At 63.6% G+C, this 19,015-nt stretch carries 13 protein-coding genes; 10 read left to right on the top strand and 3 right to left on the bottom strand.

The window, feature by feature from the left end; all coding sequences use genetic code 11:
• Positions 1-164 precede the first annotated feature (164 nt).
• The 9 genes from HWE17_RS18745 to HWE17_RS18705 all read left to right on the top strand — a co-directional run bounded on the left by HWE17_RS18745 (position 165) and on the right by HWE17_RS18705 (position 14,684).
• On the top strand, positions 165-1,517 hold the full coding sequence (locus HWE17_RS18745; protein WP_369681749.1) for an ATP-binding protein: 1,353 nt from the start codon (positions 165-167) through the stop codon (positions 1,515-1,517).
• 73 nt (positions 1,518-1,590) lie between these two features.
• Positions 1,591-2,874, top strand: a complete 1,284-nt coding sequence (locus HWE17_RS18740; RefSeq protein WP_176389768.1) for a winged helix-turn-helix domain-containing protein — start codon at positions 1,591-1,593, stop codon at positions 2,872-2,874.
• Complete coding sequence (locus HWE17_RS18735) at positions 2,871-3,863, top strand: DUF2804 domain-containing protein (RefSeq protein WP_176389767.1); 993 nt, start codon at positions 2,871-2,873, stop codon at positions 3,861-3,863. Before HWE17_RS18740 ends, HWE17_RS18735 begins: the two co-directional genes overlap by 4 nt.
• A 113-nt stretch (positions 3,864-3,976) precedes the next feature.
• Complete coding sequence (locus tag HWE17_RS18730) at positions 3,977-6,643, top strand: bifunctional acetate--CoA ligase family protein/GNAT family N-acetyltransferase (RefSeq protein WP_176389766.1); 2,667 nt, start codon at positions 3,977-3,979, stop codon at positions 6,641-6,643.
• A 116-nt stretch (positions 6,644-6,759) separates the two neighbouring features.
• Positions 6,760-7,416, top strand: coding sequence for a hypothetical protein (locus HWE17_RS18725; protein ID WP_176389765.1), 657 nt, complete (start codon positions 6,760-6,762; stop codon positions 7,414-7,416).
• Between the two features lie 192 nt (positions 7,417-7,608).
• Complete coding sequence (locus HWE17_RS18720; RefSeq protein ID WP_176389764.1) at positions 7,609-10,194, top strand: DUF349 domain-containing protein; 2,586 nt, start codon at positions 7,609-7,611, stop codon at positions 10,192-10,194.
• On the top strand, positions 10,191-10,664 hold the full coding sequence (gene moaE / locus HWE17_RS18715; protein WP_035817341.1) for a molybdopterin synthase catalytic subunit MoaE: 474 nt from the start codon (positions 10,191-10,193) through the stop codon (positions 10,662-10,664). The genes HWE17_RS18720 and moaE overlap by 4 nt, the downstream gene beginning before the upstream one ends.
• Before the next feature lie 121 nt (positions 10,665-10,785).
• Complete coding sequence (clpB, locus tag HWE17_RS18710) at positions 10,786-13,392, top strand: ATP-dependent chaperone ClpB (RefSeq protein WP_035817343.1); 2,607 nt, start codon at positions 10,786-10,788, stop codon at positions 13,390-13,392.
• Positions 13,393-13,562: 170 nt separating this feature from the next.
• Positions 13,563-14,684 (top strand): polyamine ABC transporter substrate-binding protein, encoded by a 1,122-nt coding sequence (locus HWE17_RS18705; protein ID WP_176389763.1) that lies wholly within the window; start codon positions 13,563-13,565, stop codon positions 14,682-14,684.
• An 81-nt stretch (positions 14,685-14,765) separates the two neighbouring features.
• On the opposite strand, the gene HWE17_RS28730 is transcribed toward HWE17_RS18705, so the two are convergent.
• The 3 genes from HWE17_RS28730 to ppk1 form a co-directional block, all read right to left on the bottom strand.
• Entirely contained in the window at positions 14,766-14,891 is a 126-nt protein-coding gene (locus HWE17_RS28730) for a hypothetical protein (RefSeq protein WP_255206302.1), read from the bottom strand.
• A 172-nt stretch (positions 14,892-15,063) separates the two neighbouring features.
• Positions 15,064-15,522, bottom strand: coding sequence for a phosphohistidine phosphatase SixA (sixA, locus tag HWE17_RS18700; RefSeq protein ID WP_035817346.1), 459 nt, complete (start codon positions 15,520-15,522; stop codon positions 15,064-15,066).
• A 25-nt stretch (positions 15,523-15,547) separates the two neighbouring features.
• Complete coding sequence (gene ppk1 / locus HWE17_RS18695; protein ID WP_176389762.1) at positions 15,548-17,641, bottom strand: polyphosphate kinase 1; 2,094 nt, start codon at positions 17,639-17,641, stop codon at positions 15,548-15,550.
• Positions 17,642-17,923: 282 nt separating this feature from the next.
• Between ppk1 and pstS the strand changes: the two genes are divergently transcribed.
• Entirely contained in the window at positions 17,924-18,973 is a 1,050-nt protein-coding gene (pstS, locus tag HWE17_RS18690) for a phosphate ABC transporter substrate-binding protein PstS (protein WP_035817350.1), read from the top strand.
• Positions 18,974-19,015 lie beyond the last annotated feature (42 nt).

Genomic DNA, 19,015 nt, shown 5'->3' with positions numbered 1-19,015 from the left:
TCCTGATGGTGGATGAGTTATCGGTTGATGTTGCTGCTGCAAGCTAATGGGAATCATTGATGCAATAAGAATCATTTACAATTGCGCCCATGGTTACCCAAAAAATATTTCGCTCCGGATCTTGCGCAGAAGTTCTTAAGAGATTCTTAACGGCTGGCGGCGGCGTGAAAACATGGTCGCTGCGGCGCACCCTGCTGGCCGTGCTGCTGGGCCTGACCCTGGCCCTGTGGGTGGGCAGCGCCGCCATCGTGTACGTGGAAGCGCGCCGCGAAAGCCAGGAGTTGTTCGACCAGTCGCTGATCGAGACGGGACATTTGCTGCTGTCGCTGGTGGAAAAGGATGTGCGCCAACACGGCTTGACGGGACCGATCGACCTGCCGCTGCGCGGCCAGCCGAATCCCCACCAGTATTTGCTGTTCAAGGTGCGCGACGCGCAACAGCGCGTGCTGTACCGCAATGACGCGGCGACCGACATCGCCCTGTCGCGCAGCGCGCCGGACGGCCTGTCGTGGACCAGCATAGCCGGCCAGCGCTGGCGATTGTTTTCGCTGTGGGACCCGCAGCGCAGCCTGCAACTGCTGGTGGCCGAGCCGACCAGCCACCGCGACGACATCAGCCGTGGCTTCTTTTACCGCATCGCCGTGTTCGGCCTGCTGCTGGTGGCGCTGGCCACCATCGCCATCTGGTGGAGCATCCACCGCGTGTTTCGCGTGCTGCAGGCGTCCGCCGATGAAGTGTCGGCGCGCACGCCTGATGAACTGGCCGACGTCAGGCTCGCTGGCGCGCCCGCGGAGCTGCATCCGCTGCTGCTGGAAATAAACCGCCTGTTCGGCAGGGTGCGGCAAAGCCGCGACAACGAGCAGCGCTTCACGGCCGATGCGGCGCACGAGCTGCGCACGCCGCTGGCCGCCATCAAGACCAATCTGCAAGTGCTGCAGCGGGCCCGCAGCGCGGACGAGCGCGAGGAATTCATCGCCGCCCTGGGCGCCAGCGTGGAGCGGGCCACGCGCCTCGTCAACCAGTTGCTGGCGCTGGCGCAGCTCGATCCGCAGTCGCAGGCGGAGACAGCGCTGGCGCCGGGCGACCTGGCCGAGCTTCTGTCTCGGCAGGCCGCGCAGTGGCAGGCGCTGGCCGCGCCATACGGGCTGTCGCTGGCCGTGAGCCTTGCGCCGGCGCCGTGCGCGCTGCATGCGGGCAGCCTGCATATCCTGCTGCGCAACCTGGTCGAGAATGCGCTGCGTTACACGCCGGCGCCGGGCTTTGTGGCCGTCAGCTGCGGCGTGGAAGCGGGGCGCAGCTACCTGCGCGTGGCCGATACGGGGCCGGGCGTCGCCGAGGAATTGCATGAGCGCGTGTTCGAACGCTTCGTGCGCCTGGGCGGCGGACATCTGCCCGGCAGCGGCCTGGGATTGTCCATCGTGCGCCGCATCGCCGAGCGGCATGGCGCGGACATCATCCTCGGCGCCGGCTTGCAGGGCAGGGGGCTGGCGGTGACGGTCGTGTTTCCCGCAGCCTAGCGTGGCCAGCGGCCGCGCGATCCGATAGCGATAAAACGCACAAGCGACGGGCAGAATGCGGTATCTTTCTGTTATGCACAGCCCCCAACAGCCCATTCCTTCCGAAGTACCCCCCTTGTCGCTGCCCGCCGCGCGCGCCTTGCACCTGGCCGCGCAGGGCTTGCTGCAGGCGCGGCGCAAGAAGGCCGTGAAGGTCGACGTGCTGGCCGCCATCCGCCAGATGGGCGTGCTGCAGATCGATACCATCCACGTGGTGGCGCGCAGCCCGTACCTGGTGCTGTGGAGCCGGTTGGGCGACTATCCGCAGCCGTGGCTGGAGCAATTGCTGGCCGAGGGCGCGCTGTTCGAATACTGGGCGCATGAAGCGTGCTTCGTGCCCATCGAAGACTATGGCTTGTACCGCCACCGCATGCTGGACCCGGCCGCCATGGGCTGGAAATACTCCGTCAAATGGATGGCCGAACAGGGCGATGCCGTGGCCTCCGTGCTCGAACATATCCGCGTGAACGGCGCCGCGCGCTCGGCGGACTTCGAGCGCACGGATGGCCAGGCGGGCGGCTGGTGGAGCTGGAAACCGGAAAAGCGCTCGCTGGAAGTCTTGTTTACCTCGGGCGTGCTGATGATCGCCAAGCGCCATAATTTCCAGCGCTATTACGACCTGGCCGAACGCGTCTTGCCGGGCTGGCACGACGGCTTGCTGCCGCCGGAAGAACAGGTGCGCCGGCGCCTGCTGCTGGCCAGCGTGAAGGCGCTGGGCCTGGCGCGGGCCAGCTGGATCAGCGACTACTTCCGCACGAAACAGTCGCGCGCCAGCCTGGCGCACGATCTGCAGGCGCTGGTGGGCGAGGGCGCGCTGCTGCGCTGCACGGTCGATGGCTGGATGGACGCCGTGTACGTGCATGCGGACCATGCGCAATTGCTGCGCGACGCGGCCGCCGGCAAGCTGGCGCCCACCCTGACGACGATCTTGTCGCCGTTTGATCCCGTTGTCTGGGACCGGCGCCGCGCTCTGGAACTGTTCGGCTTTGACTACCGGCTCGAATGCTACACGCCCGCTGAAAAACGCCGCTATGGCTACTTCACCTTGCCGATCTTGCGGCGTGGCGCGCTGGTGGGACGGCTGGACGCCAAGGCGCACCGCGCGCAGGGGCGCTTCGAGATCAAATCGCTGGCGCTGGAAGAGGGCGTGCGCCTCAGTGCCCGCCTGGTGCAGGACGTGGCAGGCGCCGTGCGGCGCCTGGCGCTCTGGCATGCCTGCCCGGAGATTGATATTGCGCAGACACAGCCGGCAGCCTTCGGCGCCCAGCTGGCCGAGGCGCTGCACGACGGCGGCGCTGCCGCAAGGCAGGCCGCATGACGCTGCCAGCTGCTCCTTCCCACCTGCTCGACGCCGACGGCCAGCCCCGCTTTGGCCGCTACACGGGCCAGCTGGACGCCTTCGACTGGGCTGCGCTGGCGCCGCCGCATGCACGCGGCGCCCTCTGGCGGCTGTTCCACCACAAGCGCTGGCATTACGTGGCCCTGTCCACGCCCACCCTGTTCTGCGGCGTGGCCATCGTCGACCTGGGCTGGACCAGCACGGCCTTCGCGTATGCCTTCGACCGCCACAAGGGCAAGATCGTGGCGGCCTTTTCGCAGGATGGCGTGCCGGGCCTGTCCGCTACTGTCGCGCCGCACGCGGGCGCCAGCAGCCGTTTCCGCTTCCTTTCGCAAGTGATCTCCATCGAGGCCCTGCCGCAGCAGCGCTACCGATTGCGGCTCGATTGCGGCCATTTCGGCATCGACGCGGAATGCGGCCCGCCCGTGGCGCCCACCTTGCTGGCCGTGGGCCCCGTGGGCGAGGGCGGCAGCGTGCATGCGACGCAAAAGTCGGGCGGCCTGCCCTTGTGGGGCACCGTGCGCTGCGGCGCCATGGGCTACAGCCTCGATGACGGCGTGGCCAGCTTCGATTATTCGAACGGGCTGCTGGCGCGCGAGACGGAATGGCGCTGGGCCTCGGCGCACAGCCTGGACCTGGGTTTCAATCTGCAGGCTGGCTATTTCGGCGCGCATGAAAACGCGCTGTGGCTCGATGGCCAGCTGTATCCGCTGGGCCGCGCGCATTTTGACTTCAATCCCGACAATCCGCTGGCGCCGTGGCATGTGTGGACGGACGACGATTTGCTGGACCTGCACTTCAAGCCGGAAGGCGCGCGGCGCGAGGATAAAAACCTGTGGATCGCCGCCAGCCGCTACATCCAGCCGATCGGCACGTTCAGCGGGTGGGTGCGCGCCAGCGCGGAGTCGCCCAAGCGCATCGTGGCGCAATTGGCCGGGGTGACGGAAAGCCACCGCTCGCGCTGGTAGTAGGCGCATGGTTTTTTGTGAAACGCATCGCAAGGTCAAATTTTTTTGGCAACGCATCCTTTACACTGGGGCGTTACCAAGCAAGCCACTCCGGCAATCCATGAGGCCAGAACATGAGCATCCGTAATCTCGACAAGCTGTTCAAGCCGGCCTCGGTGGCCCTGATCGGCGCCACGGCGCGCGAGCGCAAGCTGGGCGCCATCGCCCTGTACAACCTGCTGGGCGGCGGCTACCAAGGGGAAATCTGGCCAGTGAATCCCAAGTATGACGAGCTGATGGGCCTGAAATGCTACCGCAAGCTGGCGCACTTGCCCAAGGCGCCGGACCTGGCCATCATCTGTACGCCGCCTGCCACCATCACGGCCCTGATCCGCGAACTGGGCGCGCTGGGCACGCGCGCGGCCATCGTCATGACGTCGGGCCTCGATCCCGTGCGCGAGCAGTCGCTGCGCCTGGCCATGCTGAAGGCGGCCAAGCCGCATTTGCTGCGCATCCTCGGCCCCAACAGCATGGGGTTGCTGGTGCCGAAACTGGGCTTGAACGCCAGCTTCGCCCATGTCGGTGCGACCAGCGGCAAGATCGCCTTCGTCTCGCAATCGGGGGCGCTGGTGTCGGGCGTGCTCGACTGGGCCAATGCGCACGGCGTGGGCTTTTCCAAGTTCATTTCGCTGGGCGCCAGCTACGACATCGATTTCGGCGACCTGCTCGATTACCTGGCCGGCGACATCGACACGGCCGCCATCCTGCTGTACATGGAAGACATCCAGGCGGCGCGCAAATTCATGTCGGCGGCGCGGGCGGCTGCGCGCAGCAAACCCGTCATCGTGCTGAAAGCGGGGCGCGAGGCGGAAGGCGCGGCCATGGCGGCCTGGCATACGGGCGCGCTGGCCGGTTCCGACGCCGTGTACGACGCGGCCATCCGCCGCGCCGGCATGCTGCGCGTGTATTCGGCCGAAGAACTGTTCGACGCCGTGGAAACCCTCACACACATTCGTTCGCAGCGCGGCGAGCGCCTGGCGATTTTGTGTAACGGCGGCGGCCTGGGCGTGATGGCCACCGACGCGCTGGTGAGCAGCGGCGGAAAGCTGGCCGAACTGTCGCCCGATACCGTCATCGCGCTGGAAAAGGCGCTGCCACGGGGCTGGTCGCACGACAACCCCGTCGGCTTGCCCGGCGACGCGGCCGTGCAGCGCTATGCCGACGCCATCAAGCCCTTGCTCGACGAGCCGCAGGCGGACGCCTTGCTGCTGCTGCATGCGCCCACGGCCATGGTGTCGTCGATCGACATCGCCGAAGCCGTCACGCCGCTGATCAAGGCGACCTCGCGCACGGTGCTGTCGTGCCTCTTGGGCGGCACCACCGTGGCGCCCGCGCGCCAGGTCTTCAACCGGGCCGGGATTCCCACCTACGACACGCCGGAAAAGGCCGTGCATGGTTTCATGCAGATCGTGCAGTACCGGCGCAACCAGGAAACCCTGATGCAGGTGCCGGCGCAGCTGCCCATGTCGGCCACGCCGCGCCGCGCCAGGGTGCGCGAAATCGTCGCCGCCGCGCTGGCGGCCGGCCAGACGGTGCTCGGCGAATGCCGCTCGAAAGAGATTTTGGCCGCCTACGGCATTCCCGTCGCCACCACGCGCATGGCGGCCGACGTGGAAGAAGCGCTGGCCGTGGCGGCGGACATCGGCTATCCCGTCGCGCTGAAAATTCATTCGCCCGACATCGCCCACAAATCCGACGTGGGCGGCGTGGCGCTTGACCTCGACACGCCCGACATCCTGCGCACGGCCGCCGCCGCCATGCTCAAGCGCGTGCGGCGCATGCGTCCCGACGCGCTGATCGACGGTTTTACCGTGCAGCAGATGGCGCGCCGGCCGCAATCGCATGAATTGATCGTCGGCGTGACGACGGACGCCGCCTTTGGCCCCGTCATATTGGTGGGGCAGGGCGGCATCGCCGTGGAGGTGACGGCCGATCACGCCATCGGCCTGCCGCCGCTGAACATGGTACTGGCGCGCGACATGCTGGCGCGCACGCGCGTGTCGAAACTGCTGGCCGGTTACCGCAACCAGCCGCCGGCCGACATCGACGCCATCTGCTACACCCTGATCCAGGTGGCCGAACTGGTGGCCGACATCGGCGAGCTGGCCGAACTCGACATCAACCCGCTGGTGGCCGACGCGGACGGCGTGATCGCCCTCGACGCGCGCATCCGTTTGCAGCCGGGCCAGCAGCGCGACCGCCTGGCCATCCGCCCGTACCCGCAGGAACTGGAAGAGCAGGTGACGTGGATGGACCAGCCGATTCTGCTGCGCCCCATCCGTCCGGAAGACGCGCCGCAGCACATGGACCTGTTCCACGCGCTGGACCCGGACGACGTGCGCCTGCGCTTTTTCACGTCCATGCGCGAGCTGCCCGTGTCGCAGCTGGCGCGCCTGACGCAGATCGATTACGACCGCGCCATGGCCTTCATCGCCACGCACACGGGCCCGGACGGCAAGCCGGAAACCCTGGGCGTGGTGCGCGCCGTGGCCGACCCGGATAACATTCACGCCGATTTCGCCATCGCCGTGCGCTCGGCCCTGAAGGGCAAGGGGCTGGGGCATATCCTGTTTGAAAAGCTCGTCGATTATTTCCGCAGCCGCGGCACGGAGGCGCTGGTGGGCGAGGCCATGGCGCGCAACAAGGGCATGCAGCGGCTGGTGAAAAGCTTTGGCGGCGAAGTCACGCCGTCGGAAGAGCCTGGCGTCGTGAACCTGCATATCGGCTTGCGCACGCCGTAAAAGAAAGCGCGGCTGGCCCGCCGCGGGTTTGTGCAGGATCAAGCCCACCCCTGTCGGTAGTCTTTACACTTTCACTTCCAGGATGAGACATCCAGCGCATTTTCGGGAGTGAGTGCATGCTTACGGCAACATATATATTGGTTTCCCTGTCGGTGGAACAGGCCAGCATCCGCTTGAGCTTGCTGGCTTTTCAGAAGTACATGCATGTGCAGTTGCGCCATCAGAGTCAGCTCAGCCTGGCGCAACTGCAATATGCGGGCGACTGGCTGAACCGGCTGTACCAGGGGGGCTACTGGCGCAAGGTGGAGATGTATCTGATCCCCGCCATCCGCCAGGCCGCACCGCATGCCGACGGCTTGCTCAATGAGCTCAATGGCTTGAACCATGCGGCGCTGGAAAGCATCAACGTGGTGCAGCAGCGCGCGGGCGCCGCCATCGACCATTCCGAATTGCAGGCCGGGCAGCTGTGCGCCGCCATCGACGCCTTTTGCGCGGCCTTGCTGCAGCGCCTGGAAAAGGAAGAGCGCGAGCTGTTCGCGCTGGCGCGCAAGGTCATCGTCGGCGAAGCGTGGTTTGCCATCGCCTACCAGTTCCTCGCCCACGATGCGCGCGCGCAGGAAGCGCGCCGTGGCAAGGCGCAAGTGCTGCCCTTTGTTTTGCCAGCGCCCTTGCCAGCGCCCTTGCAGGCAGCCGGCGGCAGCGCTGAAACGGCAGTGGATGGCGCCGCTTTCACGCCGCCCGTGCCGCCACAGCCGCTGCGTGCGCAGGCTTGAATGGGTAGCAAGCGCACACCCCGCCAGGCGCTATCTGCCGGAGGCGTTTTTATGATGGTGACTGGCGCGCCGTCATAGGGAAAAGATATAGGGAAAGATTCGCTTTATTCATTTGATAACTTGTTCAGTCCTGTCCGATGCAATACCCGGGGCTTTGTTATGATGGTGGTTTTGATCCACGCGAAACCCGTCATGTTCGAATTTCTCTTCAAGCGTTCTGCCAGCAAGACTGCCGCACCCGATCCTGTCGTGGCAGAACAGGCCGCCGCCTCGGCGCAGAGCGCATCGCGCCGCGCTGAACAGGTTGCGCGTGCCCATGCCGTGGCCGGCGACGAAGCCGCAGCTGCCGATTTCATCCTGTCCAGCGAATTTGCCGATGCCCGTCTGATCGCGGCCGAACACGTCCATGCCTTGCCTTTGCTGGAAAAAGTCCACCACGCCATGCGCAACACGGACCGCCGCGTGGCCAAGCTGATGCAGGGCCGCATCGACCTGATCCGCCACCAGGCGGCCGAGATGCAACGCGCCCAGGCCAGCATCGACACGGCCCAGCGCCTGTTGAACGATGAAAAGCTGAGCCCGAACCAGGTAGCCGAGCTGGACCGCCAATGGCAGGTCATCAAGGCTACGCCGGAACTGGCGACGGCGTTTGCCGCCGCGCGCGCCGCGCTGGCCGCCCGCCTGGAAGCGCAAGTGCTGCTGCAGCGCGCCGTGATCGACGCCGTGGGTGCCATGCGCGCGCTGGCCAGCAATGGCCAGTCCGCCGACGAGCTGGCGCAGGCGCTGGCCCGCCTCGATGCCGACCATGCGCGGCATGCGCAATCGCCTGAGCGCGCTTCCTTGCCGAAACACCTGGAAAGCGATTTCAGCCAGGCGCGCGAGCAGGCGCAGTCCGCCCTGCAGGCGCTGCAGCAACACCAGGCCGTGTTCGACGCGTGCCAGGCCGCGCTGGCCGAATGGCAGACGCAGGACGCCGCCACGCTCGACGCGGACACCTTGAAACGCGCGTGGCAAGCCCTGCCGCGCCTGCCCGAATCGCCGTTGTCCGACAGCCTGCAGCAGCAATTCGCGGCCCTGCTGGCCAGCGCGCCGGCGCCCGTGCAGGCGGCGGCGCCAGAGTCCGCATCGGCCCATGCCGAGCCTGTACCTGTGCTGCGCAAGCCGCGCCAGGAGCACGCGCCCGTGTCGAAAGAAGCGACGGAGCAATTCTTCAAGGTGCTTGACGCCATGGAAGCGGCCCTGCAGGATGGTTTGTTGCACGTGGCTTCCGAGCACGACAAGACCTTGCGCGACACCAAGCACGGCCGTCTGACGCCAGCGCAAGCGGACCGCCTGGCCCATGTGCGCGGCGAATTCAAGCGCCTGGCCGACTGGGCGCGCTGGGGCGGCAACGTCTCGCGCGAGGAACTGGTCAAGGCGGGCGAGGAATTGCCGGCGCAGCAACTCCCAATGGCCGAGCTGGCCAAGAAAGTGGGCAGCCTGCGCGAGCGCTGGAAGTCGCTCGACACCTTGTCCGGCCCCGCGCCGAAGTCCCTGTGGGAGCGTTTCGACGCGGCCTGCAGCGTGGCGTATGCGCCGGCCGCCCAGCATTTCAAGCAACTGGCCGAAGAGCGCCACGGCAATGCGGCCAAGGCCCAGGAACTGATCGCGGAAACGGCGGCCCTGGCGGCCGAAGAGAGTACCGACTGGAAACACGTCGCTTCCGCCTCGCAGCGCTTGCGCCAGGCGTGGACGCGCCTGGGCACCATCGATCGCAAGGAAAAGAAACGCCTGGATACGGAGTTCGGCGCCGCGCTGGACGCCCTGTCGAAGCCGCTCGATACCCAGCGCCAGATCGAGACGGCGCGCCGCGAACAATTGATCGTCGAAGTGGGCTTGCTCAAGCCATCCGAGCGCAACACGGTCGACATGCTGAAAGCCTTGCAGGATAAATGGCAGGAACTGGCGAAAGCCCTGCCGCTGGAGCGCCGCGCGGAGCAGGCGCTGTGGCAGCGTTTCCGCGCCGCCTGCGACGACATCTTCGCCAGACGCAAGGAAACGGCCCACGCGGCCGACCACGAACGCCGCGAACACCTGCATGCGCGCGAAGCGCTGTGCGCCGCGCTGGAAACGGCCGTCGTGCCCGAGGGTGACGACAAGAGCCGCTCCGCCTTCATCAACCACTTGCTGCGCGACACGCGCGCCGCCTGGAACGCCACGGGCCCCGTGCCGCGCGCCAGCGAAGCGAAGATCGAGCAGCGCTACCAGGCGGCCGTGGCTGGCGTGCAAGCGCAGGCGGACGCCATCGCCGAACGGGCCGGTGCGGCGCAAGCCAATGCCCTGCGCGACAAGCTGCGCCTGGTGCAATCGCTGGAAGCGGCGCTGCTTGACGCCGGTGCCGCCATCGACGCGCAAGCGTGGAGCGAGCGCTGGAGCGCCTTGCCGCCACTCGACGCCCAGTACGAACGCGGTCTGCAGCAGCGCTTTGCCGCCGCCCAGGCCGCGCTGGGCGAAGGCAGCGCCGCCTACGTGCAGCAATTGCAATCGAATCAGGAGCGCTTGCTTGAGGAAGTATTACGACTGGAAATCGTCGCCGGTGTCGATAGCGGCGCCGAATTTGCCCGCGACCGCCTGAAAATGCAGGTGGAAGTGCTGCAATCGTCGCTCAAATCAGGCCAGAAGCCGCTCACGCAAGCGTCGCAGCTGATGCAACTGTGCGCGATTGCCGCCGCCACCGATGCGCGCACGGCCAGCCGCATCGAAACCTTGCTGCGTCGCATTGGAGGCCATGCCAAATGAGTACCAGCGTCCGCATCCAGCAAGCCGATTTTGACTTGAGTCAAGAAATCGCACAATTGCGTGCAGGCAACCCCAAGGTGGGCGCCGTCGTCGGCTTTGTCGGCACGGTGCGCGACATGAACGAAGGGCTGGACGTGGCCGCCATGGAGCTCGAACACTATCCGGGCATGACGGAAAAGTCCATCGTCGCCATCGTCGAGCAGGCGCGGGAACGCTGGCCCCTGTCCGGTGCGCTGGTGATCCACCGCGTGGGGCCGCTGCTGCCACAGGAGCAGATCGTGCTGGTGGCGGTCTCGTCCGCACACCGGGGCGAGGCGTTTGCCGCCTGCGAGTTCATCATCGACTACCTGAAGACGGAAGCGCCATTCTGGAAGAAGGAAGACACGCCCGAAGGGGCGCGCTGGGTTGATGCGCGCGACAGCGATGAGACGGCGCTGGACAAGTGGGCCGTAAAAGCAAGCGCCATCTGAATCGTACGCGCCCCGCACCCTAGCTTTTGCCCGAAAGCATCGGTTTTCTGCTTTGTGTATGCTTGAAAAGTACTGCCTCACCCCAATTTGGTTAACAACTAATTAACCGGGAGCGCTTTTCATGCGACAAGACAAACTCACTACCAAATTACAGGAAGCCCTGGCCGATGCGCAAAGCTTGGCCGTGGGCAACGACAATCCCTATATCGAACCAGTCCATTTGCTGACGGCCCTGTTGAACCAGGACGACGGCGGCGCCCGCTCGCTGTTGCAGCGTGCCGGCGTCAATGTGGGCGGCCTGTCCAAGGCCCTGGGCGCGTCCCTCGAACGCTTGCCGAAAGTGTCGGGCACGGGCGGCGACGTGCAGGTCAGCCGCGAATTCGTGGCCTTGCTGAACCTGGCCGACAAGGAAGCGCAAAAGGCGGGCGACCAGTTCGTCTCCAGCGAAATGGTCTTGCTGGCCATGACGGAGGACAAGTCCGACTGCGGCAAGCTGGCGCGTGAAAACGGCCTGACCCGCAAGGCCCTGGAAGCGGCCATCGAGGCTGTGCGCGGCGGCAACAAGGTCGACTCGCAAGAAGCCGAAGGCCAGCGCGAAGCCCTGAAAAAATACACCCTGGACCTGACGGAGCGGGCGCGCAAGGGCAAGCTCGACCCTGTCATCGGCCGCGACGATGAAATCCGCCGCACCATCCAGATCCTGCAGCGCCGCAGCAAGAACAATCCCGTGCTGATCGGCGAACCGGGCGTGGGCAAGACGGCCATCGTCGAAGGCCTGGCGCAGCGCATCGTCAATGGCGAAGTGCCCGAGTCCCTGAAAGGCAAGCGCGTGCTGGCGCTGGATATGGCCGCCCTGGTTGCCGGTGCCAAGTTCCGCGGCGAGTTCGAAGAGCGCCTGAAGTCCGTGCTGAAGGAACTGGCCATGGATGAAGGGCAAACCATCGTCTTCATCGACGAGATGCACACCATGGTGGGCGCGGGCAAGGCCGACGGCGCGATGGACGCGGGCAATATGCTCAAACCTGCGCTGGCGCGCGGCGAGCTGCACTGCGTGGGCGCCACCACGCTCGACGAGTACCGCAAGTACATCGAGAAGGATGCCGCGCTGGAGCGCCGCTTCCAGAAAGTGCTCGTCGACGAGCCGACCGTGGAGGCGACGATCGCCATCCTGCGCGGCTTGCAGGATAAATACGCGCTGCACCACAAGGTGGAAATCACGGACGCGGCCATCATCGCCGCCGCCGAGCTGTCGCACCGCTACATCACGGACCGTTTTTTGCCGGACAAGGCGATCGACCTGATCGATGAAGCGGCGGCGAAGATCAAGATCGAGATCGACTCGAAGCCGGAAGTGATGGACAAGCTGGAACGCCGCTTGATCCAGCTGAAAATCGAGCGCGAAGCCGTCAAGAAGGAAAAAGACGAGGCATCGTTGCGCCGCCTGGGCCTGATCGAGGAAGAGATCGTCAAGCTGCAGCGCGAATACAATGACTTCGAAGAAATCCTGAAGGCGGAAAAAGCCGTGGTGCAAGGCAGTACGCACATCAAGGAAGAGATCGAGCAAGTCAAGCTGCAGATGGAGCAGGCCACGCGCGAGAGCAACTGGCAGAAAGTGTCGGAGCTGCAGTACGGCAAGCTGCCGCAGCTGGAAGCCCAGCTCAAGCAGGCAGACAGCGGCATCCCGAAACTCGACCCGGATCAGCCGAAGCTGCTGCGCACGGAAGTGGGCGCCGAGGAAATCGCCGAAGTGGTGTCGCGCGCGACGGGCATCCCCGTGTCGCGCATGATGCAGGGCGAGCGCGACAAGTTGCTGCACATCGAAGAGAAGCTGCACGAGCGCGTCGTGGGCCAGGATGAAGCGATCACGGCCGTGGCGGACGCCATCCGCCGCTCGCGCGCCGGCTTGAGCGACCCGAACCGTCCATATGGTTCCTTCATGTTCCTGGGACCGACGGGCGTCGGCAAGACGGAATTGAGCAAGGCGCTGGCCACTTTCCTGTTCGATACGGAAGAATCGATGATACGCATCGACATGAGCGAGTTCATGGAGAAGCATTCCGTGGCCCGATTGATCGGCGCGCCACCGGGCTACGTGGGCTACGACGAGGGCGGCTACCTGACGGAAGCCGTGCGCCGCAAGCCGTACAGCGTGATCCTGCTCGACGAAGTGGAAAAGGCGCATGCCGACGTCTTCAACGTGCTGCTGCAAGTGCTCGACGATGGACGCATGACGGACGGCCAGGGCCGCACGGTGGACTTCAAGAATACCGTCATCATCATGACCTCGAACCTGGGTTCGCATAAAATCCAGGCCATGGATAGCGATGATCCCGGTGTCGTGAAGCTGGCCGTGATGGCCGAGGTACGCTCGCACTTCCGTCCCGAGTTCGTCAATCGCATCGACGAAATCGTCGTGTTCCACGGCCTCGACGAGAAAAACATCGGTGCGATCGCGAAGATCCAGCTGAAAATTCTCGAAGAACGCCTGGCGCGCATGGATATGCAGCTGAGCTTGACGGACGCGGCCTTGCAGCAAATCGCCGAAGCGGGCTACGACCCGGTGTATGGCGCCCGTCCCTTGAAACGGGCGATCCAGCAGCAGATCGAAAATCCGCTGTCGAAGCTGATCCTGGAAGGCAAGTTTGGCCCGAAAGACGAGATCCGCATCGACGCCCAGAACGGCAACCTGGTGTTTACGGGCGCGCAGGTGGGGCTGGACAAGGTGTAATGTCGCAAAGGCCGGGGTCAGACCCCCGTCATTGTCAGCGCTGAATTTTGCGTTGGCGGTGTTGAGGGTCTGACCCCAGCGGTGAAAGCAGGGCGGTATCAGGCTAGACCTGATGCCGCCCTTCTTGCTATCATCGTCACTATTTTCTGACTAATTCCGGAGGCGGTACGATGGCAAACACATGGCAAGCAGGGCGGCGCATTGGAGTGGGACTGGCCTTGGCGGCGGCCGCACTGGCCTTGTCTACGCAAGCTCAGGCTCAGGAAGAGAAAGTCCTGAACATCTATAACTGGTCCGACTATATCGGCGACGATACGATCAAGAATTTTGAAAAGGAAACGGGCATCAAGGTGCGCTACGACGTTTTCGACAATAACGAAATCCTCAATGCGAAACTGGTGGCGGGCAAGTCCGGTTACGACATCGTCGTGCCGACGGCCCAGTGGGCGCGCCTGCAGATCGATGCGGGCCTGCTGCGCAAACTCGACAAGAGCAAGCTGACGAACCTGGGCAACCTGGACCCGAACCTGCAAGCCAAGCTGTCGAAGATCGACCCGAACAACGATTACCTGGTCGACTGGCTGTGGGGCTACACGACGGTGGGCATCAACGTCAACAAGGTCAAGGCCGCGCTGGGCGGCATGGCCATGCCCGACAACGCGTGGGACCTGATCTTCGACCCGAAATATGCGGCCAAGCTGAAATCGTGCGGCGTGTCCTTCCTCGACTCGCCGTCGGAAGTGCTGCCGGCCGCCCTGCAGTACCTGGGCAAGCCCGCCTACTCGAAAATGGCTGCCGATTACCAGGAAGCGGGCAAGGTACTGCAGGCGATCCGTCCCTACGTGACCCTGTTCAGTTCGTCCGGCTACATCAATGACATGGCCAACGGTTCCGTCTGCGTGGCGCTGGGCTGGTCGGGCGACATCAATATCGCCCGCCAGCGCGCCATCGATGCGAAGAACGGCAATGTGATCCAGGTGCTGGTGCCGAAGACGGCGGCCCTGATGTTCGATACCATGGCCATCCCGGCCGACGCGCCGCACCCGACCAATGCGCACCTGTTCATCAACTACATTTTGCGCCCGCAAGTGCATGCCAGCCTGAGCAACAAGGTGTTTTACGCGAATCCGAATCCGGCCAGCATCAAGTATGTGCGCAAGGATATCGGCGAGAACAAGGCCATCTTCCTGTCGGACGCCGACAAGCAGCGCATGGCCGCGCCGGAAGCGACCACGGCCGATATTCGCCGTTTGATGACGCGCATCTATACGAAGTTCAAAACGGGAGTGTAAGGCGGGAGTGTAAATACAAGGATGGCGCGAGGGACGGGGATATGCCGTCGCTGGCGCCATGCGATATTGCCGAGGTGAACACTACTCGTGGTAGCGGTCCATCAGTTTGTGGTGACTGCCGCGCATTTCTTCGACCAGTTCAAAGGCGACGAAGCCGATGATGGCGGCGAAGATGGCGATGAAGAGAAAAACGAGGAAGGTTAACATGGTCTTTCAGCCGCCGTTGGACGGCTGTCCGCTGGGTTGCTCAATGTGCCAGAGCGGTGCTCCAGCACGTAGTTGATGCAATTAAACTCTAGCAGATCGGCAGCGCTTTACAAGGCTGCCGTGTTGTAATTTCTGCCAGTATTTGTCCCAGCGCACTTTTTGCGCATTTCCCTTATTTCACCACAAGGTCATGCGCCATCACGGCTTTTAAGTAGACGCTGATCGGGTCGCCCGGCTCACGTTGGGAAAACCACCACGCGCTGGCCTTGCGCATTTCCCATTCCTGCTCCTCGCCCGTCAATAGCAGGGCGGCCGCCTGGCCCAGCGTGGGCTGGTGGCCTACGATGAGCACGGTTTCCTTGCCGCCTGGCCAGTTGGCCGCCTTGAGGATGTCTTCCGCCTCGGCGCCGGGCGCCAGTTCTGGCATCAGCTTGAACTTGCGCCCCAGCGCTTCCGCCGTTTGCAGGGTGCGCAGGGCGGGGCTGACGAGGATACGGCAATTTTCCGGTAGTTGCGAAGCGAGCCATTCGCCCATGCGTCGCGCCTGTTTCTGGCCTTTGACGGTCAGGGCGCGTTCGAGGTCGGGGACGCCCGGCTCGGCTTCTGCGTGTCGCCACAAGATGAGATCCATGCTGTACTCCTCTGTGTAGAATTGCCTATTCGCCGACCTCCGCGCCCGGCGTGCCCAGTGTATGCATCAAATATTGCTGGGCGCTGAACGGCGTTTGCTTGCCGCGCGGCTTGCGGCGCGCGTAATGGCCTGTCGGCTCCAGTTCCCATGCATTTGTATTATCCTTCAAATACGGGTTCAGGCCCTCGGCGATCACGCGCCGTTTCAGCGCCCGGTCAAGTACCGGGAAAGCCACTTCCACCCGGCGGAACAGGTTGCGGCTCATCCAGTCGGCGCTGGCCAGGTAGACATCGTGCGCCAGGTCGTTGCGGAAGTAGTAGATGCGGCTGTGTTCGAGGAAACGGCCGATCACGGAGCGCACCTTGATATTTTCCGACAGGCCCGGCACGCCCGGCTTCAGGGTGCAGGCGCCGCGCACGATCAGGTCGATCTTCACGCCATCGGTCGAGGCCGCATACAGGGCGCGGATCACGGATTCGTCGACCAGCGCGTTGACTTTCACGATGATGCGCCCGCGCCGGCCCGAGCGGGCGATCTTCGCCTCGTTGCGGATGGCCTTGATGATCTCGCTTTGCAGGCCGAACGGCGCCAGCCACAAATGGTTCAGGTTGTGCGGCTTGGTCAGGCTGGTCAGGTGGATGAAGACTTCATTGACCTCCACGGCCAGGTCCTGGTTGGCCGTCAGCAAGCCAAAATCCGTGTACAGCTTGGTGGTCGTGGGGTGATAGTTGCCGGTGCCCAAGTGGGCGTAGAAGCGCAGTGCGCCTTCCTCGCGGCGGATGACGAGCGCTACCTTGGCATGGGTTTTCAATCCCACGACGCCGTACACGACTTGCGCACCGGCTTGTTCGAGCTTGTCGGCCCAGTTGATATTGGCTTCCTCGTCGAAACGCGCCATCAATTCCACGATGACGGTCACTTCCTTGCCCATCTTCGCCGCCGTGATCAAGGATTCCATCAAGTCCGAATTCATGCCCGTGCGGTAGATCGTCTGCTTGATGGCGACGACGGACGGATCATAGGCGGCGCTGCGGATGAAGTCGATCACCGTCTGGAACGACTGGTACGGGTGGTGCAGCAGGATGTCGTGCCTGGTCAGCGCGGCAAAGATGTCGTTGCCGATGGCTTTATGCGCGAGGCCGGGGAAGAACGGCGGGAAGCGCAGCTCCGGTTGCTTGACGTGGTCGATCATTTCCGACAGGCGCACCAGGTTCACGGGGCCGTTGACGCGGTACAGCCGGCTTTGATCCAGGCTGAACTGGTCGAGCAGGAACTGCGACAGTTCCGGCGGACAATTGCGCGCCACTTCCAGGCGCACCGAGGTGCCGAACTGGCGTCCCACCAGCTCGCCTTTCAGGGCCTGGCGCAGATTCTTGACTTCATCCTCATCGACCCACAGGTCGCTGTCGCGCGTGACGCGGAATTGCGAATAGGCGATCACTTCGCGCCCGGCGAACAAGTCGGAAATGTGCGCATGGATGACGGACGACAATAAACAGAAGGACACGCCGTCGCCCGAAATCTCGTCCGGCAGCTTGATGACGCGCGGCAAGACGCGTGGCGCCTTGACGATGGCGATCGCCGTGCCGCGGCCGAACGCATCCTTGCCGCTCAGCGAGACGATGAAATTGAGGCTTTTATTCACCACTTGCGGGAACGGGTGGGCCGGGTCGAGGCCGATCGGTGTCAGCAGGGGGCGCACTTCGCGGTCGAAGTATTGCTTGACCCACGCGCGCTGCGCTTCGTTGCGGTCGCTGTCGCGCAGCAAATGCACGCCCGCTTCGCGCAGGGCCGGCAAGACGTCGCTATTTAATATCTCGTACTGGCGTTCCACCAGCGCATGGCACTCCTTGCCGATGCGCTCCAGGTTGGCCGCCAGGGCAGGGTGGCCGGCCAGCGAACCGCCGATGCTGCCGGCCGCCAGCAGGCTGGCCACGCGCACCTCGAAAAACTCATCCATGTTACTGCTGACGATGCACAGGTAGCGCAGGCGCTCGAGCAGCGGAATGTTCGGGTCTTCCGCCTGGGCCATCACGCGCCGGTTGAAAGTCAGTTGCGACAGCTCGCGGTCAAGCAGGATGCCCGATTTGGTCACTTCCGTGTGCAGTTCAGGTTTCATATTCTTTTGTCTTTGCAGATAGTTAATTCTAGCCGTATTTCATCCGTATTTCATCATGTATGACGCGTTGTGAGTGTAATCATGAAATATGACGTAAGCGTGACATAAGCTGTCATAAAGCGTCGCCCGTCCTGTCATTTTTCATGCCGAAAATGGCCACCCTCGGGGCGTAGGCAATTATTTCAGGATTTTTTACCCATGTCATAAAGCTGTCATATTCGCTTGCTAGACTGCGCAGCATTCAACCGGGACTTTGAGCCCTAACAACCCTGAGGACTTGATATGCAAATGAAGCAAATGTTCAAATTTATCGTCGTGGGTGCTTCGGCAGCGATGGCATTTTCTTCCGCTTCCGTCATGGCGGCAGATATGACAGGTGCTGGCGCAACCTTCCCGTACCCGATCTACGCCAAATGGGCCGAGACGTACAAAGCCAATACGGGCAACGGCCTGAACTACCAGTCCGTCGGTTCCGGCGCTGGCATCAAGCAAATCAAGGCCAAGACTGTTGAATTCGGCGCCTCCGACATGCCTTTGAAGGCGGAAGAGCTGGAAGAAGCGGGCCTGATGCAGTTCCCTGCCATCATGGGCGGCGTGGTCACCATCGTCAACCTGGACGGCGTAACCCCAGGCCAGCTGAAAATGACGGGTAAAGTCGTTGGCGACATCTACCTGGGCAAGATCACCAAGTGGAGCGCGCCTGAAATCGCCGCACTGAACAGTGGCGTCAAGCTGCCGGACACGGAAATCACCGTGGTGCACCGCGCCGACGGTTCGGGCACGTCCTTCCTGTTCACCGACTTCCTGTCGAAAACCAACCCGGAATTCAAATCGAAAATCGGCGCTGGCTCGGCTGTGAAATGGGCCGTGGGCGTGGGCGGCAAGGGTAACGAAGGCGTCGCCGCCAACGTGCAGCGTATCAAGGGTTCGATCGGCTACGTCGAGTGGGCTTACGCCAAGAAAAACAAGATGTCGCACACCCAGCTGCAAAACAAGGACGGCAACTTCCTGCAGCCTGACGACGAAAACTTCAAGGCAGCAGCCGCTTCGGCACCTTGGACGCAAACCCCAGGCTTCGGCGTGGTCCTGACCGACCAGGCTGGCAAGAACAGCTGGCCTATCACCGGCGTGTCGTTCATCCTGATGCACAAAGTTCAGGCTGACGCAGCCAAGGCCAAAGAAGTCCTGAAATTCTTCGACTGGGCCTACAAGAACGGCGGCGCCGCTGCCGTTGAACTGGACTACGTGCCGATGCCGGCATCGGTCGTGAAACTGGTGCAAGAGTCGTGGAAAGCCAATTTGAAAGATGCATCGGGCAAAGCGATCTATTAATTTGATAGCTTGACCAGATAAGTACCCATCCTTGTCCCCGCC

The sequence above is a fragment of the Janthinobacterium sp. BJB401 genome, assembly GCF_013372745.1.
GTDB classification, from domain to species: Bacteria; Pseudomonadota; Gammaproteobacteria; order Burkholderiales; family Burkholderiaceae_D; genus Janthinobacterium; species Janthinobacterium rivuli.
The sequence above is the reverse complement of the archived record's forward strand: the minus strand, read 5'-3'. Positions and strand labels throughout refer to the sequence as shown.